The organism is Pseudomonas sp. PS01298, assembly GCF_029959745.1.
In the GTDB taxonomy this organism is placed as follows: Bacteria; Pseudomonadota; Gammaproteobacteria; order Pseudomonadales; family Pseudomonadaceae; genus Aquipseudomonas; species Aquipseudomonas aylmerensis.
This window is the reverse complement of the sequence record NZ_JASCPP010000003.1, coordinates 24,838-48,570: the sequence shown is the minus strand read 5'-3', so window position 1 is coordinate 48,570 and position 23,733 is coordinate 24,838. Positions and strand designations below refer to the sequence as shown.

Sequence of the window (23,733 nt, the reverse complement as noted above, 5' to 3'; positions counted from 1 at the left end):
CGAACCAAACTGTCACCCCGCCAGAGTAAACCGCTGGCTCGTACTGAACTGCGTAGTTGTTTTGGGCATTTGGGTCTTGGGGGTAAGCGCCGATCGGGATACAGACTGCGGAGTGTGTTGCTGGCGACACGCCAGGGATAGAAATATTGATGTACCTCTCACCTCCTGTGATGAATGCAACTACTGCAGAATAAACAATCCTCACGGTGAATGAGTTCTCATCCAGTTCCAACTTCCCTGTTGGCCCCCAAATTCTCATCCCAAAGCTCATGCCGTCAGATCTCCGAGCTGTACGCGCTTAACGTTGTTTTCGTCATAGACCTTGATCGCGCGATTGGTCATCGTCAGGCGCCCACCACCAGGTGCGGGTCCGTTGAACTCCAGGTTGCCCGCCTTATCAAGACGCCAGCCTTTTACCCCCGCAACGTAATCGTCGGACTGCAGCGCCTGTCCGATCTTCAGCATGGTGATGCTGCCGTCCTGGATGAAGGCCGAGCGCATGAAGACTTGCCCATCCTGCACCGTGAACGGCGTGAACACCTGGCCTCCGGCCAACGTGCTGACAATGGCGAAACGATCGGCACTCACGAGGAACTGGCTTTGAAGCACACCTTCTTCATCCTGCTCGATACCCAAGCCAAAGCCGGCAGCAACCAATTGGCCGTCGGCATTCACCTGCATCTTCACGGAGTACATCGTTTTGAACTTGCCGTCGGTATCGGCCTGGGCCTCGCTCACGACCTGCACGGCCGCCGAAGTCTCTCCGATTTCTGCCCTGACCTGCTGAATTGCCTGAGAAGTCGCCTCGCGATCCGTAACCACCACGCTTTCAAGCTCGCTCACCGAGCCACTGACGTCGCCCACCTCAGCAGTGAGCTCGGTCTGCCGCTGCACCATGGCCGCATTCTGCGAGGCGCGCGTCTTCACTTCTTGCGCAAAGCTCGCCGAAGCGTTGTAGCCCTGAAGCGCATCTGCGAGGTCGCCCTCCCCGGTGTCATCCCGATATGCCGCCTGCAAAGCCTGAAGGCTCGACGCGGCCGCCGTGACCACTCCATCCAGCTCGGTGATGCTGGTGGTGTTGATCTCAACCTGGCGCGCCAGTCCGTTGGCAGTGACAAGCACCTGGCCCACGTCCACCCAGTACGCAGCGTTCGGCGGCGAAGTATCGACCGGCACTAACTGCGTGGCCTGGTAGATCCGCTTGCCAACCACCACCAGGTCGCCTTCGAGGTAGACAGACTCAGGGTCGTAGGCCGACAGCCCATCAAGCGCATCGATCTGCGCCTGCAAGCCTGGGATCTTGTCGATCTCATCCGTGATGTCCTGGCCGAGCTCCGTGCGCCCGATCTGGCCGGCGATCAGGTCCAGCACCGGCGCCGCATCGGCGCTGGCCATTCCCATTACACCGTTGCCGACTGGATAGAACGGCCCGATATTCCCAGTCCGGTCCACCAGGCGCGCCCAGAAGAAGAACTGCGCGCCGGCCTTTAGGGCCTGCATGCTGTAATCCGACTGGGGGTAGGCCAGGTCTGCCAGTTTCGATGCCACGGACAGGTCATTGGCCTGGCCGTACCACAGCTCGGTGCGCTGGGTATCTTCTGCACCTGGTGGAAAACCAACTTTCAAACCGATGCCGAACAGTTCGCTGCTGGTGGACAGGAACGCTACCGCCGGCGGCAATCCAACCTTCCCTTCCAGGTTGGTCAGATTGGAGTTCTTCCAGATCGAAGAGATCTCGAAGGCGCTCACCGAGCGCACCCGGGCCAGGTAGGCGCCCGAGTAAATGCCGGTGACATCAACGCTCGTCGCGCCCGTACGCTGCAGCTTGATCCAGTTGCCACTGTCCTTTCGCCACTCCACGTCATACGCGACAGCGCCCGCCACGGCAGGCCATGAGATGTTCATGGTGCTGATCGCCAGGCCCTGATCCACGGAGTAGTTCGACGTGATGTCGACGCTCGCCGGCGCCGGTACTACGGTGATAGGCACAACGCTGATTGGCCGCTCTTCCAGCCGGGCGCCGGTGTCGATGTGATCGAACTTGCTCGGGTCGTACTGCACAGCAGAGATTTCGAACACCCCAGGCTCCGGCCGCGCCACGCTCACAACGCGATAAAGCGGGATGGCCAGGTCGTCAGCGTCCAGCGCCCACACCAGTTCGCGCTCAGGCGGCACGGAGTAGGCAACGGTCACGGTGACCTGGCGCCCACTGACCAATTGCACGGTGCGGCCCTCGCACTTGCCGTCGGGCAGGTTGAGGATAAGCCTGTCGCCGGGCTTGGCCTGGGTATCGCGGTCCAGGGTGATGACCTTGCCGGTCACCGCTGAGATACGCCCGCCCACCGGCCGGCCGGCCAGCAGTTCGTCTGCGATGGGGATCACGTATCCAGGCAGCGGGATGCACCCGTCGAGGCCGACCTTGAAGGTAACCGCCCGATCCTTGGAGTTCGTGAGCAGCGCCCACTTGCCCCGGCGCTGGGCCTCGGATTCGCGGGTGCAGCCAATAGCGCTTATCTCCAGCGGGTTGTCACCGTAGCGCCGCTGCAACTTGGCATCGGTCACAGCTGTGACGTCAGTGTCGAAGTTGTTCCCCGGGTTGTCGTAGCTGATCAGCGCCCGCGTGTAGCGGGTGCGCTCCGATGCGCTCGAGTAGGTGAACTTGCCATCGATGACATTCGCCCGGGTGTAGGCAAAGTCGAAGTCGGTAGCGCGCGGCATATCCGACAGGGTGAATACCTGGCCCTGGGCCCAGTAAGTCATGCCCCGGTAGACGGCCGAGATATCACGCAGCAGCGACCAGGCGTCGGCTTTGCTCTGCAGATTCAGATTGCAAATGAATCGCGGCTCCTGGCCACCCTTCCCGTCCGGCACCAGTTGGTCGCAGTACTGCGAGATGCGGTAGAGCTCCCACTTGTCCACCATCCACGGCTTGATACGACGGCCAAGGCCGAAACGGTCGTTCGTGGTGATGCCGTAAGTGTGCCAAACAGGGTTGTCGGTCCAGGCCTCTTTGAATGTTCCGTCCCAGACGCCCGTATAGGTTCGCGACCTGGTGTCGTAGTTGCTCGGCACCTGCCATTTCCGCCCATCACATTCGATCGTTACCGCAGGGATGCTGCGGAACTGCTCGGCGGAAAACTCGATGTAAAGCAGCGCGGTGTTCGGGTATCGAATCTTCGCGTCGATCACCTCGGTGAAGCCGGCAATCTGCATGGTGTCCGAGATTTTGTTGTTGTTCTGGTTTGCAGTCAGTCGAGTGATGCGCAGCAGCCACCCGGTTGTCGCGCGAGGCAGATTGATGCGGCGGGTTCGCTCGTACAGGCTGGTGGTCTTGCCGGATACTGCCTCGTTCAAAACCTCCTGGTAAGTTCCCCCATCCGTTGCCAACTCGACCTTATAGCCGATCGCGTAACCGTTGATGTTGCCGCCGGCGTCCACCGATTGGAGCGCAGGCCAGGCAAAGCGCACTCGTACAGCTGAGAGCTGGGTATTGGTAATCGCTCGAACCCACGGCGTTCCGCTGCGGAGCTCGGTGCTGATGGTAGTTTCGTTCTCGACCGATGGGATGCCCTGAATATAGGACTGATCCACAGCCCCGCTGCGCCACTCCCATTTCACGTTCGGGAAGTTCATGTTTCCCTGCGGGTCTTGCAGCGGTGTGTTGTCGAGAAAGATGTCTTTGGCGGTGGGGGCACCGTCAAACTCACCCTCACCCACCGCAATGAGCATTTTCGCAATGGCGACGGAACGCAGGCTGTCTGGTGCCTCGGTTGGGGTTTTAGGCTTCTCGGAACCGCCCTTGGCACCATAAACATCGATCTTGCGTGCTGCGCCCATGCTTTTCTCCAGGCATAAAAAAACCGCCTCTTGGGCGGCTTCAGTTTTTCGGGTGTTGGCTACATCTGGTCTTCGGCGTAAATGGCGGCGCTGATGATCGCACCACCCCAGCGTCGCCGGCCTGCACACAGTGAAACAGGATTGCCGGAGGCCGTTGTGTTCTTCGCGCTGCCGAAGGCGTAGCCGGGGGTGTTCTCGGGCGCTGCGCTTGTCTTGAGTCCGCCGGCCTGGGGGCTGAGCATCTGGATCACGCCACCGGCTACAAGGCCGATACCCGCGCCAATCAGTGGCGTACCGAAGGGTGTAGCGGAAAAGATGACACCGACAACGATCAGGATCGCGCCGACGATGGTCTGAAGCACGCCGCCGCGCTTGCTGCCCACTACCACGGGGGCAATACGAATGTCGCCGGCACCGTTGTAGCTCAACTCCTTCTCACCAATGTTGCGTTTGTCGCGAAATACAGCGAATTCCAGCCCTCGCGACTTGGCGTTTGATAGGAAGCGCTCAAAACCGGGGATCTGGATACACAGCGCCTTGATTGCCTCTGCCGGTGACTTCACGGCGAGCCTGAAAGACTTCCCGAACTGCCGTAACTGCCCGTGCAGACGAATTGTTGTCATCGGTTGGTAGTTGATCGCTGACGCATGCATCTTTTTCTCCAGGCGATAAAAAACCGCCCGGAGGCGGCTTTATGATTTTCGTTTTTCAGTTGTAGTCGACATAGGGTCCAATGTAGAAACCGGCCATATCTCCGCTGATTCGATAAAGGCTTTCCTTACCTGGCTGCACCGTTGCTGCGATGGTGCGGATTGCGGCACCTGCGCAGAGACCTGATCCGGCGAGGCCGGCGCCTATATTTGGCGAGCCTGGCGGAAGATAAAAGGTCGCTCGCTGACCCGTACCAATTTTCGCAGCCTTGCGCCCATCTACATAGACAACGATATCGCAGCCAGAACCTACGGCGCCGGAGTCACGCACAACAGTAATTTTCCCGCTTTCGCCAGATGGCTTGGTCTGGAAAGCATAAACCTCATCAGCCGGCACCGGCTTTGCGTCTCGCACTGAAATTGCCGTGGAGGCGCACCCCGCCAGCATCGCCACTGCTACAGCCGCTATCAAAATTCGCATGTCATTCCCTCTTTGGTTTGGCGGGACTATTTCGTTACGCTGGGCTTATGGCGAATGATGATCTCTACTTGGTCGGGGTCGACACCATAAGTCTCGGATAGACGGACAGCTGCACTTTTGATACTCAGAGGGCCATAGCTATCAGTGCGAGGGATAGACGGCAGGAGCTCACCAATGGTGAAGAAAGAGTCGTCCTCAAACGTCGTCAGCTTGGGGTTGGCTGTGTCACCCCGATGAGGTTTAAATGCCGCTCCATAGTTAGGATCAGTTCCCTTGCCCCAGACGTCCCTGATCTCAGAGAACTTAAAAATCAAATTTCCATCGTCTTTTCTCGAAAGGGCAATATCTTCGATCTTTGCGACCCACATCGGGATGTGATTTTGGCAGAGGATTACATAGTCGACGTCTATCCAATTTCCAAAGCTCGAAGCAAGAACAGAGCGCTTAATGCACCTATCAGTCGGAATAGACTCTACTTCACCATTCGAAAGCGTGAATGAGATTGCGTTGACCATGGTGTTCCCTCACTGGGTAAAACACAGAGCGTACCGCGTACCTGTCCAGGCATCCAGCGTGGATGGAATGCCAGTGGCGGCTGATCCGGGAGCGATAGTAGCCTCCGCCAACTCAAAGTCGGCCAGGAGGCCCTATGTCCTCGCTTTTGTTCTACACGGATGAAAACGAAGCAATCGTAGCCACGGATACGCTTTTACATTATTCCGTCGACACGCCCCCAGGGTTCGCCAGCAAAGCGATCTCGATCCCGCACATCCGTATGATCATTGCCGGCACCGGATCGGCCCTGCTTTTCAGTCGATGGATCGGCCTTGTGAATAACCAAGGTTTTGCCCTCGATGTAGATGCGGTCGATGCTCATGCCACCCAAGAGCTTCAGGCCCTCTGGAGCGAACTGAATCGCCATGTCCCCGCCCTCCAAGACCAAACTGCAACGATCTATCACTTCGGGATTTCCGACGATTCTGGAAAAATCCATGGATTCGCTTACCGTTCTGTGTCGGATTTCAAATCCGAGCGTTTAGATTATGGGCTTGGCGTAAAGCCAGAGCTTATGGACAAGGCGGGAATCGACCTCAATTCGTTCCCCGCATGCGCTCCCGATATGATGCGCGCCCAGTCACGACAGGAAGAACAAAAGGCCCGAGATCGCGTTTATATAGGCGGGTCGGTACAAGTCACCCATTTAACCAATCACGGGTTTTCCATTTACTCATTGGGCGATCTGGACTGAGCATCTCCGTGCCTGAGAATCAGACGGGTCCGGTCATGCCAAGGACCACCGTAGACGATGATCTCGGACGGCCTGCCATACAGGTGGTGCAGCAGGAACGGCCCGGGGCCGAAGGCGCCCGACACTTCGCCAGGTAGCGCCGGATCAGTGCCCAGGTAGATCCCGGCATGGTTCGGGTGAACTGTCCGACCCACATGCATCACGATCAGATCACCGCGCTGCGGCTTGTCCACCCGCACGAAGCCCGCGGCCTCGTAGTGCTGCTCGTACAGGCTCGCGTTCTCCGCACTTTCCCACCAGCCATCGGTTCGCTGGAAGGCTTCGAACTCAATCCCCCATTCGCGCTGGTACCAGTCAGCGCAGACCTGCCAGCAATCCCAGGCGCCGTGCACGAACGGACGCCTTAGCAGCGGCGTGCTATCGGTTGGAGTGATCGTGCGCATGTCGCCCTCGGGCCAAGACAGAATGTGCCAGGGCAACGCCGTGGCCTCGCACATGGCCAAGTCATGGGGTGACGGCCTGCTGGTGGCGTCCGGGTGCGAGTGAACGATGCCGATCACTTCACCCAAGTCTTCCGCCGCGGCGTAGTCCTCGGGGTCGAGCCGAAACTCTTCGTTTGGCTCCGTGGAGATGTTCGTGCACGGGAAGTACTTCTGCTTGCGCCCGATGGCCAGCAGCAGGCCGCAACATTCTTTCGGGTACTGGGCCGCCGCATGCGCCTGGATGGCCGCAATGATGTGTTTACGCATGGTCAGCTCCGGGCGATGAGGGAAACAGCAGGAAAGCCGCCGAAGGCCAATTCGTTGTTCTCGCCGTAGCGCAACTTGCAGGACGACAGGCACCCCTTGCACTGGTCCAGCGCTGGGTCGTCCGTGGGGTTGTCCTCGTCGTCGAACATCGCCGTGCCGGTGTACCCACAGTCCGGCCCTCTATACCCATTGGTCATGGCCCAGTGGCAAAAGGTTGTCATCTGCCGGCCGGGCAAACCGTGGTTATCGATCTCGCCAGGGGAAGACAGCTCCCAGACCACGGCCTCGCCGTCCTCACTGGTTTTCTGGTCGATGTACCAGATCTCCAGCGCTTCCTGGGTTGGGTCTGCGGTCGGGTTGCCTTCGGGGAAGTTCGCCGCGTCCAGGTACTGGGCCAGCGTCTCGCGAACCGTCAGTTTGAACTTGAGCATGTCTTCGAAGGCCAGGCAAAGCGCAGTGACACGCCCATTGACGTTGCCGGCGGCGAAGGTGGGTCGAGAGGCGGTGCCGTCGCTGCTGGAGGAAATACCCTCAATCTGCACCGGCCAGGCCGTGTACTCCTGGCCCTGCCAGATAATCGACTTTGCGGGAAGATCCTCTTCGGAGCCCTCATAGGCCAGCAATTCCTCTGGCGTGTGCGGAATCGCGTGACCGTGAAAGCGCAGGTAATCCGCGCCGTACTCGGTCCCGTCAATTTCAAACAGGCGAATCTCGCCGCCGGGCTCCAGTTTCTGGATGTCCGTGATCAGTGCCATGGGCGGTAATCTCAGGGATGAAAGGTTTGCTGGAAAGTAGCGGTGATGGCGTAAACCTGGCCGCCGCGGTGGACTGGCTTGTAACCGTTGCACTTATAGAGCCCCAGCTCACCGAGGGGCGGCTCCCAGAGGAAGCCCTTCGCCCCTTTGTGCCGGTCCAGGAACGCCATGATGTCCTTGATGCGCTCCTTCAAACCGGTGAAGGTCACCGGCCAGGATTGCGACCGGTTGTTGAGGCCGTCCTCTACCGACTGTTCGTATCCATCGCCGAACTGCTTGGAGCGGACGCGCTGGGCAATATCGCCCTCAGCGCCCTTCTCTGTCGCCCAGGTGAATCGTTCGATAGCCATCATCGCCCCTTGATTGCGTTGTTGATCACGCCACCCTGGCGCATGTCCCTACTCCGCAGCTCCTGATACTTCTGCTCAACGAACGTCGCCAGCTCCTTGCCGAAGAGGTCATAGCCAGGCGCGTCAGCGGTTGACGATGCGTTTCCGTCGCCGTCAATATGTACCTCGACATTGATCTGCGTTCCGCCAGCCCCGCCGCCGCCCATTGCCATAACCCCAAGCTTGCCGCTCGACGTCCGGGTCAGCGGCATGATCGCCTCCTCACCAGCTTCACCCATGACGCCGGTCTTGCCGTTGGCCATGCCAAACGCCGTGGGTTTGCTGACGATGGAGTTCGTGAATGCGCCGCCATCGGCAAACAGCTGCACGCCACCCGACCATGCGCCACCGTTGGCTTGCGGAAAGTAAGTGTTGGAGTAGCCGGCCGAAGAGGCGCCGAGGTTTGACGATGTGGCGCCAGCAGACCCGGCAGCCAGTCCATTGCCGCCGCCAGCAGCACTACCTCCGAGGTAGCTTGCCGCCGCGCCCACGAGACTGCCCAGCAACGCGGAGCTGGCTTGGCGGGTCGCGATGCGCGCCATGTCGGCCAGGATCGATTTGGCGAAGTCCGAGAACGACGCCTTACCGGTCACGGCAAAGTTGACGATGGAATCCTCCATGGAACTGAAGGCGTTGCCGAACAGGCTTTTGGTTTGCCCGGCGATGTTGCGCGCCGAATCCAGGTAGTTATCCCAGGCTGCCGTTGCGCCCCTCGTCCAATCGCCCTGGGCATTCTCCACATCCGCATAGTTCTGCCGGATCTGGTCGGTGGCGGCCTTGTTCGCGTCTGCGAGCGCCTGCGACTTGCGCTTGAACTCTTCCTCCGACATGTTTCGGGACGGATCGGACTTCTGGTTGGCCAACTCCAACGACTGCTGAGCAAACCGGTCTTGCTGGCTGTTCAGCTCGCCGCTGAGCGCGTTCTGACGATCTCCCTGCCCTACGCCGATAACTGCGCGCTGGCCGGCCAGTTCCAAGGCCCGCTGTTGCTGCCCCAGCGCCTGCACGTAAGTGCTGATCGCCCTCTCCTGCTTGGCTAGGCGGCCGGTCTCGTTGGTCGCCAGAACCTCCAGCTGGCTATCGGCATCCTTCTGCGCCTTGACCATGCCTGCGCGCGCGTCAGCGATTTTCTGGTCCAGCTGGATGCTTTGCGCGGCCGACGTACTCTTCTTGCCCTTCGCGGCCTCCAGCGCAGCAATCTCGGCCTCGTAGGCCGCTGTCGTTTGGTCGAGTTGGTTGCCGATCAGCGCCTGGCGCCGTAGCAGATAGTCTTCCTCAGACAGCAGGCCAGCCTTCTGCGCCGCTTCCAGTTCCTTCTGGTAGTTTTTATAGGTGTCGGTGATCGCCGCCAGGTCGTTCTTGGCGTTGTTGAAGCCGGTCAAGTCGACTTGCGTGCCAGCTGCTTTCGGGTCCTTGTTCTTCTCGGCGATGTTGGCCAGGCCTTTGGCGACAGCCGCAGGGGTGACGTTCTCGTCGTTCGGGTTGGCTTTCCGCAGCGCCTCAACGTCGCGCAGGTACTCCTTCTGCAGCTTGTTGCGCTTCTCTAGAGGCGTGAGATTTGCGTCGTTCTGAGCTTTCAGGCGAATTGCCGCCTCAAGACCTGCCTTCTGAGTCTCACCCTCAAGCTGATGAGCAGATCCAATCGCCCGTTCGGTATCCAGTTGCTGCTTGCGGAATGTCAGCTCCTGCTCAATGTCCGCGATGCGCTGCTTGGCGTCGCCGTCCTCGAAACCAGTGCCCACCGTCGATTTCAGATAAGCGAGCTTCTGAGTCAGATCAGTGATCTGCTTTTGAGCGCTCTCTGCACGGCCGATATCACTCAGCGCGTCCAAAGTCTTTTTGGTCTCGTCGCCGACACCTTTCCACGCCCGCTCCCACAGACTTAGGTTCTGGATGATCTGGCTAGATCGGTCTTTGATCGTGTCTGCGTAGGTGTCGGTCAGCAGCTTGGTAGCGCCGATCGTGTCGCCCTGCTCCTTCAGCGCAACGATCTGCGAGTAAACCGAAGCTGTCAGGAAGTGGTATTGGTCGTTCAGCGACTTGGCGGCAGCTACCGGGTCGTCTGCGATCTTCACAAACTCGGCGATGGTTGAATCGACTGACTTTCCGGTCGCCTTCTCCATCTCCAGTGCTGCTTCGGTGATCTCCTGGAAGCTGCCGCTCGCGATCTTGCCTGATCCAGCCAATTGGGCCAGAGCCGAGGCAGCCGCGCCAGTGGTACCCACGGTTGCACTGACCTGACGCGCTACATCGGCGAGCTGGCCAGCGCTTGTACCTGCGTAATTTCCGGTCAAGATCAGCGATTTGTTGTAGTTGTCCTGCTCCTCGCTGCCCTTGTAGTAGGCATATGCGAGGCCGCCAACAGCAGCCGTTGCAACCGCCATCGGCCCCAGGATTGCGAGCAACCCGGCGGCGCCTGCTCCAGCGCCGGCACCCAGTTGAGCAACCGCACGCACACCGCTACCCCAGTCGCCCGAGGAGAGAGCATTGCCCAACTGCACTACGTTTTCCTGCGCCTGGCGGGTGCCGAGGCGAAGTTTGTCGAAACCGGTGGTGGTCTTTTCGAGTTTGGCGTAGTCCTTGTCGATCTTACCCAGGGCAGTGTTGTATTGGTCCTGGCTGATGCGGCCGGCATCCAGGTGTTTGCCCAGTTGCTCGACCTGTGTGTCCAGCTTGGCCAGCGCCGCGCGGGCCGGGTCAATCGCCCCCAGCAGGCTGTTCAGCGCTTTCTGCTCATCCATCGCAGACTTGGCCAGGGCGATTTGCTGCTTATCGAGCTGCGCCGAGATCTTCGCGGCCTCGGCCTCGCCATAGGCACCGGTCTTGGTCAGCTTCGCCAGCGCGTCACGCTGCTTTGCCAGGTCCTGTGTAGTCTTGGCGCTGCTGGAAAGCGATTTCTCCAGCGCCTGCATTTCGTTCATCAGCGAAACGGCGGACTGTTCGGCCCGGCCGCCGGCCTTCGCCATCTCATCCAGGCTCGTTTTCGCCTGGATTGCATCGGCCGAGTCGATCTTGACGCCGAGTTCTGCAATGTTCATCGACTCACCTTGAATAAGTGCCCGTGGTCACGGGCTGTTTTCCCTTTCCTCCGCCATAACGCGCAGGGCTTCGCCTTCCAGCACCTGAAGGTCAGGGAAGATTTCAGCGAGTTTCTTTTTCTTGATGCCGAGGAAACCGGCCACGTCGCGTATGCAGCTGTAGTCGAGACCGATCGCGCCGCCGGCGCCTGCTCGCCACTGGGTGGACATGCGGTTGAAAAGGAGGAAGGCCGGCCAGTTGCATGGCCAGACCTCCACTTCCTCAACTAGATCACCAGGGGCAAGGCCGAACATGCCGATAATCGCGTCGGGCACGCTTGGCGAGTACATGGCGCGGGCGGCGTCGGTCAGTTTCCCAGGCGGGCCTGGCTATATGCGCCCTCATGAGCCTTAACGACAGCCTCGGCGGCACCCTGGCAGGACTTCACGAATGCGACGATGTTGTCGTCGTTGTATTCGTCGTCAAAGCCCCAGCCGACTACCAGGTCCTTGATCTGCTGAGTCTGCTGCTCGGTATCCACAGCCACAATTTCCGACCATGACGGCTTATCGCCCAATGCGGCCTGTGCCTTCTTCCGCTTTTCGTTCCATTCATCGAAAAGAGCGGCAAGCTCGGCGCGATCCCGGTACTTGAAGGTGAACTCGACCTTCTCGGGTGCGCTGCCGACGATCGGAATCAGCACCGGCGCATCGAACGTAGCGTTCTGCGCAATACGGATCTTAGCCATGGGTTAAACCACCGCAGTCAGGTAGCGGGTCGGCTCGGCCTGCAACGCCAAGCTGACGGTGCGGGTCAGCAGGTTGTTACGGGACACCGCTGGCTGTTTGGAGAACGACGTGTAGGTGCCGTACAGCAGAGTGTCGTTGCCTGGCAGGTTCAAGCGCGCGGCTTCGATCTGCTTGCCGGCGTCAGCCTTCAGCAAAACGCTATTGAACGCCTGGGCCGGATCGTCGGCGATGGTGAGCACCATGCTTGCCGCCGATTTGTCGGTGGGGATCTGCTTGCCCTGGTCATCCTCGAGGAACACCACATCCAGATAGTTCTGTTCGCCTCCGGAGAAGGCCACGTCGGAGATTTGCGGGATCTGCACCCAGGTCAGCACCTTGCGCATCGTGCCGGAGCCGCCCGCGACCGGATAGACCTGCGTGTCGGTAGTGTCGATGCCTTCCAGGGTAATCGCCGTTGCCGTGGCTGCCTTCACACGCACCACCTTGCTATCCAGCTTGCTCCAGCCAGACGTCAGCAGAACAATATCGCCGGCAGCGATGGTGCCACCTACAACGGTAACCACCGCTTCGGCAGCGTTGCTGATGGCAGTGAACGCCAGTGCGGTCGCGTAAGTTGCGGCGTGCTGGAAGGTGCCGCCGTTCGGGAGTTTGTAGCCCATGGGGTATTTCCTCTTTGCAGATGTGAAAAAACCCGCTCAGTGGCGGGTCTCTGGGTTTGCCCAATGGGCGGGATCAGTTCGTGTCGGCTCGGTACAAGAACGAGACCGGCACGGTGTAGGTGGAATCTCCTGTGATGCCAGGCCCTTGGTCATCTGGCGACATTGTCACCACGGTCACCGCGCCCTTCGTGTCCCGCGCGTACAGAGGGAACAGGTTGGTCAGTTCTGCTGCGATAGGATTCGTCTTGGCCTTGCCGGTGCCGGCCGGCGCAATGATGCTCACCTGGAACACTCCGGTGAACAGACGGTGATCACCGCCGAGCGTGTTGCTCGCCGTGTCGCCCGGGATAGTGAAGGCTCGCATGTAGGTCTCGCCCGCCGCCGGCGTGTACGCCGTGTTCTCGAAAACGATCTTAAGCTTCTCCGACCTGGCAGCATTCCAGGCGATCAGCTTGGCCTCATAGATCGAGGCGATGATTGCGTGACTCATACCTGGTTGTTCCTGATGGCCTCTAGCACGATCTGCTGGAAGCGAGCCACAGTGACCCGGACCATGCCGCCGGGGGCCTGGGTGGAATGGCCGAACTCCAGCGGGATGGCATAGGGCAAGTTGTTGATGATGTAGGCCATCTGGCCGGCAGTGAAGTCGCTCATTGCAGCCACCAGTGCGGCAGTGGTTTCGGCACCGCTCGGGTCTACATCGTCGAAGGTGACACTCTCGACAACGCCCAGAGAGATGTGCCAGTTCGCGCGGAACCGGCCACCGACGTAGGCCTCGGGCGCTTTTACGTCCATGCCGTCGTTGAGCTTACGGCCCTTCTTCAGCCTGCCACCCTTCGTGAGGTTGGCCGGATCACTGCGCAGCGCGCTGTTGTGATCGTCGACGGCCTTGTTGTACTGCGTCGCCTCTGCGTTCTGCGCCCAGATCTCCGGGTTACCCACGGGGGACATGCGAATCAGGCTGCTGCCCACCTCGATGATGATCTCGCGCACGCTGGCGTCGATCGCTTCGCTGGTCTGGGCGGCGAACTCGGCCAGGCTCAGGGCGAAGCTGCCGGACTGGGTCGCCATGTCATTTCCTCAGTTGCGCGGTCCAAGTTGCATCAGCCGGGTCGGCGGACACGTTCATCACCCGCAGCCCGTTGACGATATCGCCAATGGCTGGGGCAGCCGGTACCGCCGTCGGAACGCCGGCCTCCGACACGAACAGCTCGTTTTGCAGTACCAGCAGCTTCTTGTCGCTGGTCTGGATGAGGGAGCCGTCGATTTCTTTGGACAAGTAGCTGCCAAGAACGCCGCGGCCCGAGTACTTCACGGTGGTCTCAGGCGTTTCGCCACCTAGGTCGGGGTCATACTCACCCGCCACCTTGCGCAAGCCTGTGAGCGGTTTGACTGCGTCGGCGAGGCCATCAGGATCGTCGAACGCTTCGGCCATTTCTGCCTGGATATCTTCGCGCATGCCCATGATCAGATCCTTTTCAGCATCATCACGCCGGAGCGCTTGATCCACGGCTCCAGCAGGGCCAGGGCGAAGTTGACGCCCGCCGACTGATCGGTAGAGCCCGCCACGTAGGTCTTGCTCACCGACGTGCCGGATTGAGCCGAGACTGTTTTGCTCTGCACTTCCTTCTGCGTGGCGGTGTACAGCCTGCCCGCTGCCGCCTCTTTGGCAACCTGGGCGCCGGCTGTTTTGATCTCGGCCGGGACCGGATCTGGAACAGCCCGCTTAATCTTGGCTGTGAGCCAGGCATTGGCCATGGCCACAGCAAGGACCGGATCACCGGTGCCGGCCCAGTCAGGACCGAGCTGAGCGTCAACATCGGCAACGGTGATGAAGTCGGTCATGTGCTTGTCCTTATTCCGCCGGCACCAAGGCCTGCAGGTCTTCTTTCTTGGCGGTCGCGTCGAAGGCAATGCCTTTGGCGGTCAGCCACTCTTTCAGTTCGGGGACCTTCATTTTCAGAGGGTCGGTTTCCGGGGCTTCCTGCTCCTTGCCGTCGGAGACCTTGATGCCTGCCGCCTGGTAGGCATCGAAGATATCAGGTGCATCGCCATCAACGACCACCTCGGTAGCAGAGCCGATGACACCGAAGAATTCGCTCAGCAGGCGGTAGCACACGCCGCGCTCTTTGCCCGGCTTGTCCGTGTAGATCACTTTCATGAGTCACCTCAAAAGCATCCCGGCGTCCATATAGACGCCAGGTTGTGTGGGCCGGATTACGGCGTGGTGGTACCGCTGATGACAGCAGCGAAGGGAACCTGCTTGCGGTTGAAGACACGCTGCCAGTTCGCAGCCGCGGCGTACTGAGTGGCGGTTGGGCTGAGGTTCTGAGCATCGGAACCCTTCCAGCTGAAGCCGGCAGGCTGGAGGATGTAGGTCTTCCGCTCCCACAACACTTCGGCACCGCCACCGTTACCGCCGCCAGGCTTGCGCTCCAGCTCTACCGGCACCTTCGGCGTACCCTCGCCGTAGCCGAAAGCGCCTTGGCCGAAGAACACGGACAGGTACTTGCCCGCGCCATACACCAGGGCATCGTCCATGAACACTGGCTTGCCGAGGTAGGTGGCCAGGATGATCTTGCCGTCAGAGTCACGCAGGTACTCGATGAGGTCCTGCTTGACCATCTGGTTCATCACCACCGAGTGCACGCCGATCGCTCCGAACTGGTCGGCCGCATCACCGGCGGTGAACGCAGCGTCCTGGAAGGCGTTCGCACTGATGGTTGCGCCCGCGTCGATGACCATGTCACCGCCGTTGTTCGCGATGTTCGAGGCGATGATGCCGCGAGCCGCGCCCAGGGTGTAACGCTGCCACTGCCTGGTCCAGTAGGTGCCGAAGCGGTTGCGGATCTGCTGCTGAGGCTCGGTGTTTGCCAGTTCGGCGGTCAGGTCGGTTACGCCGTAACCTTTGTTGAGGTACAGGACGCGGGCACGCATGCTGTCCTGGGTGACCTTGCCGACTTCGCCCTGGTCGTTAGGGTCGTCGTTGCTGATGTTCGGGTCTTCATCAGCGTTCAGATCCTGCCAGTAGCTGATCTCGGCGGTACCCTGGCTGTCGGAGGCAATCGCGTCCAGCACAGGGGAGCGAGTCACGATGCCCGACTCATAAACAGCGGTCTTTTCCGGGCTGTTAACCGGCGCCAGCGAGGCGTAGTAGTCACCGACGAAGATGTCGGTCAGTTGGGTAGTTGCCATGGATTAGGTTCCTTTGGTGGCCTGGATTTTCTTGAAGAGCTCAGGGTTGTCACGGGCGATCGCAGCGCGTTCGGTTTCCGTGTACTCACCCCACTTTTTCGTGGCCTTGCCACCGTTGTCGCCGGTCTGCCCGGCACCCTGAGCCCTTGGCCACAGGTGTGTTGCTGTTTCACGCAGAGATTCCGCCCATTCGAGCGGCGACAGCGGGGTCTTCCCGTCCTTCCCGTAAACGACCTCGCCGTCACGGTCGGTGGCGATCGCTTCGCCATCTTCACTGAGTTTGAAAGTGCCCCGGGCGCGCAGGATGATGTCCTCGGCAGCCTCAGGGAGCGCGCCGGCCTTGATGGCAGCAGCGCGGATGGAATCGGCCAGCACCTTGTCGCTGTACTTGGCGGCGAATTGCTCGGCCTTGTCGGCGCGGGTCTTCTCGGCGCTCAGCTTGGTGTCGTAGTCGCTGCGCAGGCGCTCGGTGCGGCGAGTGATCACCTCGTCCAGCTTGCCTTCAGCGATGAGCTTGGTTTCTTCGTCCTGGCCAACCTTCGCAAGCAGCCCCTTAACCGCTTCGATGTCCAGGCCTTCGAACTGCCCCTTCAGCTTGTCCAGTTCGGTTTTGATGGTCCGGTTTGAGCCCAGCAACTCCTGGTTCTTGGACTTGAGGCCGGTTACTTCCTTGTCCAGATACTCCTGAACCTTTCCGCCTAGCGCCTCCTGAAGGGCTGCGGTCTGAGTTGCGTCGAGGGTGAGGCCAGCGGCGGCCGGGTCAAATTCAAATGGCATGGGTATCCCCTGGGGACTTGGTTGGCCCGCCTGACGGGCATAAAAAAACCGCCCATTGGGCGGCTTGGTGTGAATTATGTGGTTTATCGGACTATCGAAAGCCCGCGCATGACCAGGTAATCAGCGAACTGCGTCCTGCTCGGGGCATATGGTGGCGGGCGCATGCGCAATCCGGGCGTATCGCGGTTCAACCGTGTGCGCCGGCCGTTTGGTTCAGTGCAGTGAGTTGGCTCTTCGAGCTGGAAGCCCTGCTCGGCGGCGTATAACTCGACCGCCAGCCGTACTTGGCCCCATTCCAGCTCAAAGGGCACGAATGTCTCGGAAAGCGTTTGGTATTCGATCTTGCAGTCACGCCGAGGCCAGGCCATTGCCTGTTCAGGCTTGGCCTTGCGCCCTTTCCACTGGCGACCGTTGATGTCGGCCGCAGCGCGCAGCAGCAATTCGACCTGCTCAGCCTCAGTTTCAGGTATCCGGAACCCGTAGTAGTCGCGGTAGAAGGTCAGCTTCTCCAGCGGCACGAAGCTATTTGCGTCTGGCCTGCCGTTCCCGTCCTCAACAATGATCTGCATGTGCTATCTCAACTTGGTTGAGCGCCGAGTGTAACGCCTGCTCGGATGAACATGTCAGGCTCTGCATCCTTCAGCTGCGCCAGGGTCAGCGGCTTGAACGACTTGTCGAGCTGCAGCTTGGCAAACTTCTCCGGCGTCAGGCCACCATCACGGAACAACTTACCCCGGACCGGCCCGAGGGCATGATCCTGGAAGCTCGCCGGCTGCGTTGCCAGCCACTCGTAATAATTCAGGCCAGCGTCGACCTGGGCCCCGCCATTATCGCCCACCGAGGCGCGCGTGGAGTCCTTGGCGAACATCTCCGAAAGCCTGGTGGTGGGCACCGTAGTTGATCGGCAGTTGATATGCGCCGGCGGCAGCGGGCCTTTACCCAGGTCGAAACGCATCCCATCCAGGCCCTTGCACTGCTGAGAGGTCTTGCGGTCGAGCGTCGACACCCAGCGGTAGCCCAGAACCACGTCACTGTTGGCCTTCAGCGTCTCCATTCGCGCCGTGGTAGCCACGTGCTGGATTGCCGTCTGCACCACGGCGGCAGCATTGCGGTTGCTCACCGCCAGGACGCCGTCAGTGAAGTTCTGCGCCGCGGTGCCGCGAATCGCCTGGATGATCTGAGCATTGGTCTGGCCCTGGCCGAAGCCGAGCCGGATCGTGTTCGTCACACGCATTGTCTCGGTCCGCGTCCAGCCACTGACGAAGCTCTTCAGCAGCTTGCCACCGTCGATACCTTTCACCTGCAGCGGATAGGAGAACACCGCCGCACGGATCACCGTGTTGGTCGGCACCACCGCGTCGATGGAGAGCGCATTGCTGAGGCTTTTGGCCTCAAAACTCGACTCGTAAAGCGCGATGTCGACCAGATCAGCCTGCACCAGGTCACCGTAGGCCTTGTAGATCTCCAGCAGCTTGCCGTCCACCCGGGCCAGGAACTGCTCAAGGCGGTCCCGGCTGTAGGTGGTCAGCTCCTTGCGGGTGAGTTGCTCCCGTACCAGCTTGTCGATCTGGCGCAGGTACTTCTCGAACTTCTTGACCTCGCCGGCCTTAAGCCGTTCCAGCATTACCGAGTGGCGGGTCGTCTGCTCCAGCAGTTGGCTGTCCGCCTGCGCCAGGCTTGTCGATGGCATCGTCGTTGTCCAGGTTGATGCCGGCCGACTCGCGCTCATCGCTGATCAGGTCGGCCTCTTCGTCATATGGGCGGTCCGGCAACTTGCCGGTGGTGAGGTACTGCCAGTAGGTGTCGGCGCTGATCGTGCCGGCCATCACGCCTTTCAGCAGCTCGGCGAGCACCTGGGCGTCGACCACCGGGGTCACGAACTCAGGGTTCACCTTGAACTTGACCTGCTTAGGGTCGTATCCCTTCCACTCGGCGGCGTAACGCAGCCCCTGCTCCACCGCCTCGGCCACGGTAATGACGATGCTGTGCAGCGTGGCGTGCTGATCGTTCTGGCGCGTCTTCCGCGCCTCGCCCGACTCGGTACCGCCGACGTCCATGACCTTGGCGCCCGCCTCAAGCGCGGCGTTCTTCTGGTCATCCATGGCCTTGCGCACGGCTTCGATGCCGGCGCCCTGGAACTCCAGGTAGCCGCAGGAACCGGAAGGCCCAAGATCCCATGCCGCCGATGGGCCGGTAACGCTCAACTCCACCGCCTCATCCAGGCCAGAGACCCACGGCTGCGGGTGGCTGGTCTGATGCAGCGACGTGAAGTAGTCAGCGCTCAACTGGTAGGACTTCAGCGCGGCCCGCGCCATGGTCAGCAGCGGCACCTCATCGACATCTGGAGAATTGTCGGTCGAGCCGCAGTAGATCACGGGCAGGTATGGCAGGCCTTTGACCAGGCGGTTGTCCGTACCTGTTGTACCCAGCGACCTCTCGTCCTCGACCAGCTCACCGCCTTCATTCCGCACTGCGGTGTAGCAAACATCGCCCAGCATAAAGAACTCACGAAACACCGTGTCGCAGTCATGGCTGTAGCGATCGCCGCCCTTCTTGCGGAACTCGCGGAACACCGAGAGGACCAGGTCCTGCCGGCCGCCTTGATCAGCAGTGTCCCAGTTGATGGCGTTGCGGGTGGCGTACGTCGAGAAGTACGGCTCGCCGCTCTCGTCAATGTTCACCACCAGCGGCACCCGGCCGTGGGAGATCGCCTGGCGCACCATGCGGAAAAAGAGTTGCTTCAGGCCGAAGCCATCGGCAGTTGCGTTGTCTTCCAGCGCCTTCAGGCCGCCGGGCAACTCGATCTCCGGAATCAGCCGCGAGACCAGGCCCATCATCGAACGCAAAGAGTCGCGTACCCAATGCTCGTACTGAGCCCGGTTCGTGTAGTTCTCGTAGAGGTACTTGTTGCCGGCGCCGTCGATCTTTTCAGCCTCAACCATGCCGCTCGGCTTGGGCAGATTGCGCTCGTTGCGCTTCACGGCGCACTCGCCCTCGAGCGCGTCGTCCATCATTTCCCACTCCGCGATGTGCGCGTCGTAGTCGGGGTTTGTCGATTGCACTGGCATCAGGCCAAGCCTCCAATTCGGCGTGTTCCGCCTGTGCGTTTGCGTCGGCCCATCGAGACGGCGAAGTAGCGGAAGGCGTCCGCGCCGTGCGATGACCAGTCGTGAAGTGGTTTGTCTTTCCAGCAGCCCCGCTTGTCGTCCCACTCCTTTCGGTAGTTCTCCAGGCAGGAAATACCCAGTTCGCACTTGGACTCATCGAAGGCACAGGCAGGAAGGATCTCCCGAACCTGCTCAATGCCTTCGTCGATGCCGAGCTTTGGAACAACGCTGAACTTGAGGCTGTATTTTTGCCCGTCGATCTCGTAGCCCTCCCGGGCCAGTTCTCGCCGAGTCTTGCCGTCGCTGCCGAATTCGCGGTTATCGATGTCGTGCGGCCCCCAGTGATCGCCGTACGTGTACTTGCGATCCTTGAGGACCTTCATGTAGTGCCGCAGGCCTTCACCGCTGTTCTCGTAGAAGTCGATGATGTGGTATTCCTCGCCGACGATCCGAACGAACCAGATCGCCGTGGAGTCGCCGACGCCGATATCCCATATCGTGTGCACCGGCAGATGACTGTTGTCCGGCAGCGGGCCGATCCTCTGGGCGCTGTACAGTTTGGTGAACTGCTTGGCGTAGTAGGCCCCCTCGATCGACTGCTGAAAGGCTTCGGCCGGCAGTGACGGGTATTCCCGCTTCATGTCGTCGCCGAGCGTCTTCTCCTTGGCTGCGTACCACGCTCGCTGGCCGTCGTCTGTGACGATCCCGTGCTTGGCGTGTAGTTCGCTGAAGTAGTCGGTCAGGCGCTGGGGCAGCACCACGTCTTTCGAGTCAAGGCTGTAGGCCTTGTTGTTCCACCAGCTGAAGAAAAAGAACTTCCAGTCGAGCAGGCCCAGCGGCACGCCCGAAAGCTGCTGCCGCTCTGCTGACTGGCTGTAATCAAAGAAGTATCCGGCCCGGCCTTCTGCCGTCGACTCAATGGTGACGAAACAATCAGCGGCCACTGCCTCGAAAGCACCGGTGACAATCTCCCGCGCCTTGTGCGGGAACTTAGCGCAGATCTTCCCGAACTCGGATACGTGCAGGTAACGCAGCGTGCCGCCCCGGAAGGAGGTGGAGACGTAAAGCGAACCGCCCTTGCTGAATACCAGTTCGCCGGCGGCGTCATTCCTCGCCGGGTTGGCAGCGCGCAGCTCTTTCGGCAGGTTGTCGTAGGCGTACTTGACCTTCTCCCGAAACAGGCGCTTCGCGTCGTTCAGTGTGTGAGCGATCAAAGCACACTTGGCAGCCTCAAACAGCGCAGCGTCCAACTGTACGATGCACACCAGCGTCGTAAAGCCAAGCTGGCGAGCTTTCAGGATGATGTTCCGGGTATGCATCCCCTGGAAGTAATCGATCTGCTCCTGCGTCATGCGGAAGCGAACCTTCTTTCCCTGCTTGTCGGTGATGAAGTAGAGATTATTCAGTCGCCAGAACCGATCCCGAAGCAGCTTCATGTGCTCGGGTTTCATATCAGGCGTCCTGTGATAGTTCGTCCATCATCTTCGAGATCTCGTCGGCGTCGTCCGTCTTCTCCTTCTCGTCCAGGCTGAATGCCTGACGCTCCAGAACCTGCAGGTTCTTCATTGCAGAGGAAAGCTGAAACAAGGTTTTGGAATTGCTGGGTAATGCGACAGCAGCGAGCATCGAGGCCCGGCGCATGCCGTTATTGTCCTCGTCAGTCTCGTCGATGATCGCGTCTTCGATCTCTTCGCGGCGCTGGATGGTATTGAGCAGATCATCCATCAGCAGGTTCGCAAGGTTCGTGGCTTTGCGAATGTCTCTACGGTGGCTGCGAACCACCCGAGCGCCTTCCTCTGCGGCCTCTTCGATGATCTCGGCATCAAGTTCGCAGTTCGCGCCTTGGTCGTTGCGAACCTCTCCGCGAACCAGCTTGCTGCGAACCTCTTTGCGCACCTGGTCAGAAAGGTCTCTCGCCCATCCTTGGACCTTGGCTTTCTTCCTGATTGCAGTGTCGCTCACGCCTTGGCGCTCTGCGATAGTCCTGATGGAAAGCGAACCGGCCCGGTAGGCACGTTCGATTGCCTCCCAGTCGGGTTGCTTGGTTGTCATGGGAATCCTTGCACTTGAACTATGTGAAAAACAGCACTAAACCTAAGAGTCTGACTTAGGGAGCAAGTGAAATGTCAGATCGATTTATCGTAGTGAACGCAAGGCCGTTTGATGGAGGCAAGCATGCGGCGGATGCTGGTCAGAACCACTCAAAGGCCAGAGGTTTCGTGATTCTCGATAGAGAAGAGAACAAACGGCTTTCCGACGCATTCTTAATCCGTAAAGAAGCCCAGGAAGAGTGCGACCGAAGAAATGGCCGGTAAGTCCGGCACCCGTGCCGCACTCACCTGCGGCACACCTACTCAGCAACCTCGTACTGGAATGCCCGGTCGGCAGGCATGGCCGTCACAAACCGGCAGCGGTGGTCGTCGAACGACTCATTTAACGCAATGGTGCGGCGGTGCTCGGAGGTGACTTTGCCGGTGAACCGCTCGCGATGAACGACCACACCCTCACGCAGGAACTCGACCTCAGCCGATCCCAAGAGCTTGGTTACGATTACTTTCATGGCGTCACACGAAGCTGAAGGCCGCCACTGCGAGGACGATGATCACAAGCGCGATCCCGCCCAACAGGGTGACAGTCTTGGAGGAGTTGGTATTCGAAGCCATGGCGATGCCCTCGGCGCATTCCGCGCCACGATTTGACGCATTCGAAAACGTGGCGCGGATTACTTACCCCGGCGGTCGACACCACCAGGTGCATTATCACAGTGCAGGCAGTGCTCGCAGTTCAGCGTCCGGCACAGCCAGACCTTAACCCGCTGCCAGTACGTGACCATGAAGATGTGCCGGGCGCCGGCCAAGGCCAGGGCAACATGCAGCGTCAGTCCGGCACTGGTCGGGCCGAAGAAGATGTTCTGGCTGCGCGCCATGACGACGAAGCCGCTGATGGAGATGGCCGAGTAGATCAGCTTGCCGAGAATGCCGTCCCTCACCTTCCCGCTCAGTACGCACCAGGCTGCCCACAGCGCGATTAGGCCGCAGGCGATGGAGTTGATCAGTTCAAGATTCATGGTGGATTGCCTCCCCCGAACCGCTGGCGAATAAGCGCCCAGAGGTCAGCGGATTTAATGGCTCGATTGATGGCCGCCAAGAGCGAGCCGCCGAAGGCACCCAGCAGGAAGCCGATACCGGCGACGATCTTCGGCTCGGTCACGCCCAGGTAGGTGCTGACCATGCTCGTCAGGTAGATCGAGCAGGCCATGCCGGTGATGAGGAAGATCATCCAGGCACGCCAGTCGTTCAAGTCGTCCTTATGCCACCAGCTAGCAATCACCGCCCCTACAAGGCCCGCAATCAGCAATTCGAACCTGTCGATCTTGTCGAGCAGGCGCTGTAGATACTCCATGCGCTCGACTCCGTGGGGCATGTTTGAAATAGGTCAGCCCCGACGGCACTCCCTGCTCAGTGCGAAGGGTGTGGCGGGGCCGAAAACGAAAGAGCCTCGCACATTGGCGAGGCCTGAAGTAGGTGCGCGGCCTGTACCGCGCAGATGAGTCGTGCGGGCAGCATTATTCCGAAGAAACTTGCTTGCTACCCGCTGAGGCCCCTTAGATCGGCCAAGTCCACTCTTTGAATGTCGGCAGAGGACCGGTGCCATGATCAGGGTAAATCACGCGTGGCCGAGGAGCAGCAGTTGGCGTGAAGCCAAATCGTGCCCAGGTAGGAACCCCATCTACGATTACAATATTGCCATCGTCTTGCAGCTGCAAGAATGCACGTAGCGGTGCTCCCGCCTGGTCTGGCACCGGAATCCAGCTGGTAGTGGCGATCCACATTCTGTTATGCACATGATCCATCAGGACCCCTGAGCTATGCATGTAGAAACAGCTGACCAGGTTCTTGTTCGGATTGGAATCCACGTATGTGTAAGGCACGGAATTATCCGAAACCCACTCCCTCACTCCATTGTTGTAGAGCACAAGGTTGGCATCAGCCTCAAAAATCAGCTTGTACTGCTTATTTGGAGACTCCAGGTACTGACCTGGGAGCATGAAGTTACGAGGAGGAAGGACAGAGCTTCCGTTTTGAGTGAACGGAAAAATCTGAAATTTAAGAGCCATA

29 protein-coding genes are annotated in these 23,733 nt (G+C 60.0%); 2 read left to right on the top strand and 27 right to left on the bottom strand.

Annotated elements, in window-relative coordinates:
* Positions 1-267: 267 nt before the first annotated feature.
* The 4 genes from QMX97_RS02370 to QMX97_RS02355 are packed head-to-tail and all read right to left on the bottom strand — an operon-like array spanning position 268 to position 5,483.
* Entirely contained in the window at positions 268-3,837 is a 3,570-nt protein-coding gene (locus QMX97_RS02370; protein ID WP_282395814.1) for a phage tail protein, read from the bottom strand.
* 59 nt (positions 3,838-3,896) lie between these two features.
* Positions 3,897-4,490 carry a tail assembly protein gene (locus tag QMX97_RS02365; protein ID WP_282395812.1) on the bottom strand — a complete coding sequence of 198 codons (594 nt, stop codon included), beginning with the start codon at positions 4,488-4,490 and terminating at the stop codon, positions 3,897-3,899.
* A 55-nt stretch (positions 4,491-4,545) separates the two neighbouring features.
* Positions 4,546-4,968: a hypothetical protein gene (locus tag QMX97_RS02360; protein WP_282395810.1), complete on the bottom strand. Its 423-nt coding sequence runs from the start codon at positions 4,966-4,968 to the stop codon at positions 4,546-4,548.
* Positions 4,969-4,994: 26 nt separating this feature from the next.
* Positions 4,995-5,483, bottom strand: a complete 489-nt coding sequence (locus QMX97_RS02355; RefSeq protein ID WP_282395808.1) for a hypothetical protein — start codon at positions 5,481-5,483, stop codon at positions 4,995-4,997.
* Between the two features lie 134 nt (positions 5,484-5,617).
* Here QMX97_RS02355 and QMX97_RS02350 point away from each other — a divergent pair, with 134 nt between their 5' ends.
* Complete coding sequence (locus QMX97_RS02350; RefSeq protein ID WP_282395806.1) at positions 5,618-6,217, top strand: hypothetical protein; 600 nt, start codon at positions 5,618-5,620, stop codon at positions 6,215-6,217.
* On the opposite strand, the gene QMX97_RS02345 is transcribed toward QMX97_RS02350, so the two are convergent.
* The 19 genes from QMX97_RS02345 to QMX97_RS02255 all read right to left on the bottom strand — a co-directional run bounded on the left by QMX97_RS02345 (position 6,193) and on the right by QMX97_RS02255 (position 21,667).
* Positions 6,193-6,966 carry a C40 family peptidase gene (locus QMX97_RS02345; RefSeq protein WP_282395805.1) on the bottom strand — a complete coding sequence of 258 codons (774 nt, stop codon included), beginning with the start codon at positions 6,964-6,966 and terminating at the stop codon, positions 6,193-6,195. The two genes, QMX97_RS02350 and QMX97_RS02345, sit on opposite strands and share 25 nt — an antisense overlap.
* A gap of 2 nt (positions 6,967-6,968) precedes the next feature.
* A complete protein-coding gene (locus QMX97_RS02340; RefSeq protein ID WP_282395804.1) occupies positions 6,969-7,721 on the bottom strand; it encodes a phage minor tail protein L in 753 nt (250 codons plus the stop codon).
* 11 nt (positions 7,722-7,732) lie between these two features.
* Positions 7,733-8,071 carry a phage tail protein gene (locus tag QMX97_RS02335; protein ID WP_282395803.1) on the bottom strand — a complete coding sequence of 113 codons (339 nt, stop codon included), beginning with the start codon at positions 8,069-8,071 and terminating at the stop codon, positions 7,733-7,735.
* Positions 8,071-11,148, bottom strand: a complete 3,078-nt coding sequence (locus tag QMX97_RS02330) for a phage tail tape measure protein (protein WP_282395802.1) — start codon at positions 11,146-11,148, stop codon at positions 8,071-8,073. Before QMX97_RS02330 ends, QMX97_RS02335 begins: the two co-directional genes overlap by 1 nt.
* 27 nt (positions 11,149-11,175) lie before the next feature.
* Complete coding sequence (locus QMX97_RS02325; RefSeq protein WP_012724063.1) at positions 11,176-11,478, bottom strand: DUF1799 domain-containing protein; 303 nt, start codon at positions 11,476-11,478, stop codon at positions 11,176-11,178.
* Positions 11,479-11,495: 17 nt separating this feature from the next.
* Positions 11,496-11,876 (bottom strand): phage tail assembly chaperone, encoded by a 381-nt coding sequence (locus QMX97_RS02320; RefSeq protein ID WP_282395798.1) that lies wholly within the window; start codon positions 11,874-11,876, stop codon positions 11,496-11,498.
* Between the two features lie 3 nt (positions 11,877-11,879).
* Positions 11,880-12,536 (bottom strand): phage tail protein, encoded by a 657-nt coding sequence (locus tag QMX97_RS02315; protein ID WP_282395797.1) that lies wholly within the window; start codon positions 12,534-12,536, stop codon positions 11,880-11,882.
* 73 nt (positions 12,537-12,609) lie between these two features.
* Positions 12,610-13,026, bottom strand: a complete 417-nt coding sequence (locus tag QMX97_RS02310; RefSeq protein ID WP_282395796.1) for a phage tail terminator-like protein — start codon at positions 13,024-13,026, stop codon at positions 12,610-12,612.
* A complete protein-coding gene (locus tag QMX97_RS02305; protein ID WP_282395795.1) occupies positions 13,023-13,607 on the bottom strand; it encodes a hypothetical protein in 585 nt (194 codons plus the stop codon). Before QMX97_RS02305 ends, QMX97_RS02310 begins: the two co-directional genes overlap by 4 nt.
* A 1-nt stretch (position 13,608) precedes the next feature.
* Positions 13,609-14,001 carry a hypothetical protein gene (locus QMX97_RS02300; protein WP_282395794.1) on the bottom strand — a complete coding sequence of 131 codons (393 nt, stop codon included), beginning with the start codon at positions 13,999-14,001 and terminating at the stop codon, positions 13,609-13,611.
* Between the two features lie 2 nt (positions 14,002-14,003).
* On the bottom strand, positions 14,004-14,381 hold the full coding sequence (locus QMX97_RS02295; protein WP_282395793.1) for a hypothetical protein: 378 nt from the start codon (positions 14,379-14,381) through the stop codon (positions 14,004-14,006).
* 10 nt (positions 14,382-14,391) lie between these two features.
* A complete protein-coding gene (locus QMX97_RS02290) occupies positions 14,392-14,697 on the bottom strand; it encodes a HeH/LEM domain-containing protein (RefSeq protein WP_078048341.1) in 306 nt (101 codons plus the stop codon).
* A 56-nt stretch (positions 14,698-14,753) separates the two neighbouring features.
* Positions 14,754-15,731, bottom strand: coding sequence for a major capsid protein (locus QMX97_RS02285; RefSeq protein ID WP_282395790.1), 978 nt, complete (start codon positions 15,729-15,731; stop codon positions 14,754-14,756).
* Positions 15,732-15,734: 3 nt separating this feature from the next.
* On the bottom strand, positions 15,735-16,508 hold the full coding sequence (locus QMX97_RS02280) for a hypothetical protein (protein ID WP_183703379.1): 774 nt from the start codon (positions 16,506-16,508) through the stop codon (positions 15,735-15,737).
* An 83-nt stretch (positions 16,509-16,591) separates the two neighbouring features.
* Positions 16,592-17,077 carry a DnaT-like ssDNA-binding protein gene (locus QMX97_RS02275; RefSeq protein WP_282395788.1) on the bottom strand — a complete coding sequence of 162 codons (486 nt, stop codon included), beginning with the start codon at positions 17,075-17,077 and terminating at the stop codon, positions 16,592-16,594.
* Positions 17,078-17,085: 8 nt separating this feature from the next.
* Positions 17,086-18,198: a minor capsid protein gene (locus QMX97_RS02270; RefSeq protein WP_282395787.1), complete on the bottom strand. Its 1,113-nt coding sequence runs from the start codon at positions 18,196-18,198 to the stop codon at positions 17,086-17,088.
* Positions 18,116-19,576 carry a DUF4055 domain-containing protein gene (locus tag QMX97_RS02265; RefSeq protein WP_282395786.1) on the bottom strand — a complete coding sequence of 487 codons (1,461 nt, stop codon included), beginning with the start codon at positions 19,574-19,576 and terminating at the stop codon, positions 18,116-18,118. Before QMX97_RS02265 ends, QMX97_RS02270 begins: the two co-directional genes overlap by 83 nt.
* Positions 19,576-21,066 (bottom strand): terminase, encoded by a 1,491-nt coding sequence (locus QMX97_RS02260; RefSeq protein WP_282395785.1) that lies wholly within the window; start codon positions 21,064-21,066, stop codon positions 19,576-19,578. Before QMX97_RS02260 ends, QMX97_RS02265 begins: the two co-directional genes overlap by 1 nt.
* 1 nt (position 21,067) lies before the next feature.
* On the bottom strand, positions 21,068-21,667 hold the full coding sequence (locus tag QMX97_RS02255; protein ID WP_069022855.1) for a hypothetical protein: 600 nt from the start codon (positions 21,665-21,667) through the stop codon (positions 21,068-21,070).
* A gap of 71 nt (positions 21,668-21,738) precedes the next feature.
* Between QMX97_RS02255 and QMX97_RS02250 the strand changes: the two genes are divergently transcribed.
* Positions 21,739-21,930: a hypothetical protein gene (locus QMX97_RS02250; protein ID WP_282395783.1), complete on the top strand. Its 192-nt coding sequence runs from the start codon at positions 21,739-21,741 to the stop codon at positions 21,928-21,930.
* 35 nt (positions 21,931-21,965) lie between these two features.
* Here the strand turns inward: QMX97_RS02250 and QMX97_RS02245 are convergent, their stop codons facing one another.
* The 4 genes from QMX97_RS02245 to QMX97_RS02230 form a co-directional block, all read right to left on the bottom strand.
* A complete protein-coding gene (locus QMX97_RS02245) occupies positions 21,966-22,175 on the bottom strand; it encodes a hypothetical protein (RefSeq protein ID WP_282395782.1) in 210 nt (69 codons plus the stop codon).
* Positions 22,176-22,337: 162 nt separating this feature from the next.
* Positions 22,338-22,682: a hypothetical protein gene (locus QMX97_RS02240; RefSeq protein ID WP_282395781.1), complete on the bottom strand. Its 345-nt coding sequence runs from the start codon at positions 22,680-22,682 to the stop codon at positions 22,338-22,340.
* Positions 22,679-23,017 carry a hypothetical protein gene (locus QMX97_RS02235; RefSeq protein WP_003218335.1) on the bottom strand — a complete coding sequence of 113 codons (339 nt, stop codon included), beginning with the start codon at positions 23,015-23,017 and terminating at the stop codon, positions 22,679-22,681. The genes QMX97_RS02240 and QMX97_RS02235 overlap by 4 nt, the downstream gene beginning before the upstream one ends.
* Positions 23,018-23,219: 202 nt before the next feature.
* Positions 23,220-23,732, bottom strand: coding sequence for a hypothetical protein (locus QMX97_RS02230; RefSeq protein WP_282395775.1), 513 nt, complete (start codon positions 23,730-23,732; stop codon positions 23,220-23,222).
* Position 23,733 lies beyond the last annotated feature (1 nt).

What these genes read in the sequence shown, in the direction of transcription:
- QMX97_RS02370 (WP_282395814.1), bottom strand. Translation starts at nt 3,837, where the DNA reads ATGGGCGCAGCACGCAAGATCGATGTTTATGGTGCCAAGGGCGGTTCC.
- QMX97_RS02365 (WP_282395812.1), bottom strand. Translation starts at nt 4,490, where the DNA reads ATGCATGCGTCAGCGATCAACTACCAACCGATGACAACAATTCGTCTG.
- QMX97_RS02360 (WP_282395810.1), bottom strand. Translation starts at nt 4,968, where the DNA reads ATGCGAATTTTGATAGCGGCTGTAGCAGTGGCGATGCTGGCGGGGTGC.
- QMX97_RS02355 (WP_282395808.1), bottom strand. Translation starts at nt 5,483, where the DNA reads ATGGTCAACGCAATCTCATTCACGCTTTCGAATGGTGAAGTAGAGTCT.
- QMX97_RS02350 (WP_282395806.1), top strand. Translation starts at nt 5,618, where the DNA reads ATGTCCTCGCTTTTGTTCTACACGGATGAAAACGAAGCAATCGTAGCC.
- QMX97_RS02345 (WP_282395805.1), bottom strand. Translation starts at nt 6,966, where the DNA reads ATGCGTAAACACATCATTGCGGCCATCCAGGCGCATGCGGCGGCCCAG.
- QMX97_RS02340 (WP_282395804.1), bottom strand. Translation starts at nt 7,721, where the DNA reads ATGGCACTGATCACGGACATCCAGAAACTGGAGCCCGGCGGCGAGATT.
- QMX97_RS02335 (WP_282395803.1), bottom strand. Translation starts at nt 8,071, where the DNA reads ATGGCTATCGAACGATTCACCTGGGCGACAGAGAAGGGCGCTGAGGGC.
- QMX97_RS02330 (WP_282395802.1), bottom strand. Translation starts at nt 11,148, where the DNA reads ATGAACATTGCAGAACTCGGCGTCAAGATCGACTCGGCCGATGCAATC.
- QMX97_RS02325 (WP_012724063.1), bottom strand. Translation starts at nt 11,478, where the DNA reads ATGTACTCGCCAAGCGTGCCCGACGCGATTATCGGCATGTTCGGCCTT.
- QMX97_RS02320 (WP_282395798.1), bottom strand. Translation starts at nt 11,876, where the DNA reads ATGGCTAAGATCCGTATTGCGCAGAACGCTACGTTCGATGCGCCGGTG.
- QMX97_RS02315 (WP_282395797.1), bottom strand. Translation starts at nt 12,536, where the DNA reads ATGGGCTACAAACTCCCGAACGGCGGCACCTTCCAGCACGCCGCAACT.
- QMX97_RS02310 (WP_282395796.1), bottom strand. Translation starts at nt 13,026, where the DNA reads ATGAGTCACGCAATCATCGCCTCGATCTATGAGGCCAAGCTGATCGCC.
- QMX97_RS02305 (WP_282395795.1), bottom strand. Translation starts at nt 13,607, where the DNA reads ATGGCGACCCAGTCCGGCAGCTTCGCCCTGAGCCTGGCCGAGTTCGCC.
- QMX97_RS02300 (WP_282395794.1), bottom strand. Translation starts at nt 14,001, where the DNA reads ATGGGCATGCGCGAAGATATCCAGGCAGAAATGGCCGAAGCGTTCGAC.
- QMX97_RS02295 (WP_282395793.1), bottom strand. Translation starts at nt 14,381, where the DNA reads ATGACCGACTTCATCACCGTTGCCGATGTTGACGCTCAGCTCGGTCCT.
- QMX97_RS02290 (WP_078048341.1), bottom strand. Translation starts at nt 14,697, where the DNA reads ATGAAAGTGATCTACACGGACAAGCCGGGCAAAGAGCGCGGCGTGTGC.
- QMX97_RS02285 (WP_282395790.1), bottom strand. Translation starts at nt 15,731, where the DNA reads ATGGCAACTACCCAACTGACCGACATCTTCGTCGGTGACTACTACGCC.
- QMX97_RS02280 (WP_183703379.1), bottom strand. Translation starts at nt 16,508, where the DNA reads ATGCCATTTGAATTTGACCCGGCCGCCGCTGGCCTCACCCTCGACGCA.
- QMX97_RS02275 (WP_282395788.1), bottom strand. Translation starts at nt 17,077, where the DNA reads ATGCAGATCATTGTTGAGGACGGGAACGGCAGGCCAGACGCAAATAGC.
- QMX97_RS02270 (WP_282395787.1), bottom strand. Translation starts at nt 18,198, where the DNA reads ATGCCATCGACAAGCCTGGCGCAGGCGGACAGCCAACTGCTGGAGCAG.
- QMX97_RS02265 (WP_282395786.1), bottom strand. Translation starts at nt 19,576, where the DNA reads ATGCCAGTGCAATCGACAAACCCCGACTACGACGCGCACATCGCGGAG.
- QMX97_RS02260 (WP_282395785.1), bottom strand. Translation starts at nt 21,066, where the DNA reads ATGAAACCCGAGCACATGAAGCTGCTTCGGGATCGGTTCTGGCGACTG.
- QMX97_RS02255 (WP_069022855.1), bottom strand. Translation starts at nt 21,667, where the DNA reads ATGACAACCAAGCAACCCGACTGGGAGGCAATCGAACGTGCCTACCGG.
- QMX97_RS02250 (WP_282395783.1), top strand. Translation starts at nt 21,739, where the DNA reads ATGTCAGATCGATTTATCGTAGTGAACGCAAGGCCGTTTGATGGAGGC.
- QMX97_RS02245 (WP_282395782.1), bottom strand. Translation starts at nt 22,175, where the DNA reads ATGAAAGTAATCGTAACCAAGCTCTTGGGATCGGCTGAGGTCGAGTTC.
- QMX97_RS02240 (WP_282395781.1), bottom strand. Translation starts at nt 22,682, where the DNA reads ATGAATCTTGAACTGATCAACTCCATCGCCTGCGGCCTAATCGCGCTG.
- QMX97_RS02235 (WP_003218335.1), bottom strand. Translation starts at nt 23,017, where the DNA reads ATGGAGTATCTACAGCGCCTGCTCGACAAGATCGACAGGTTCGAATTG.
- QMX97_RS02230 (WP_282395775.1), bottom strand. Translation starts at nt 23,732, where the DNA reads ATGGCTCTTAAATTTCAGATTTTTCCGTTCACTCAAAACGGAAGCTCT.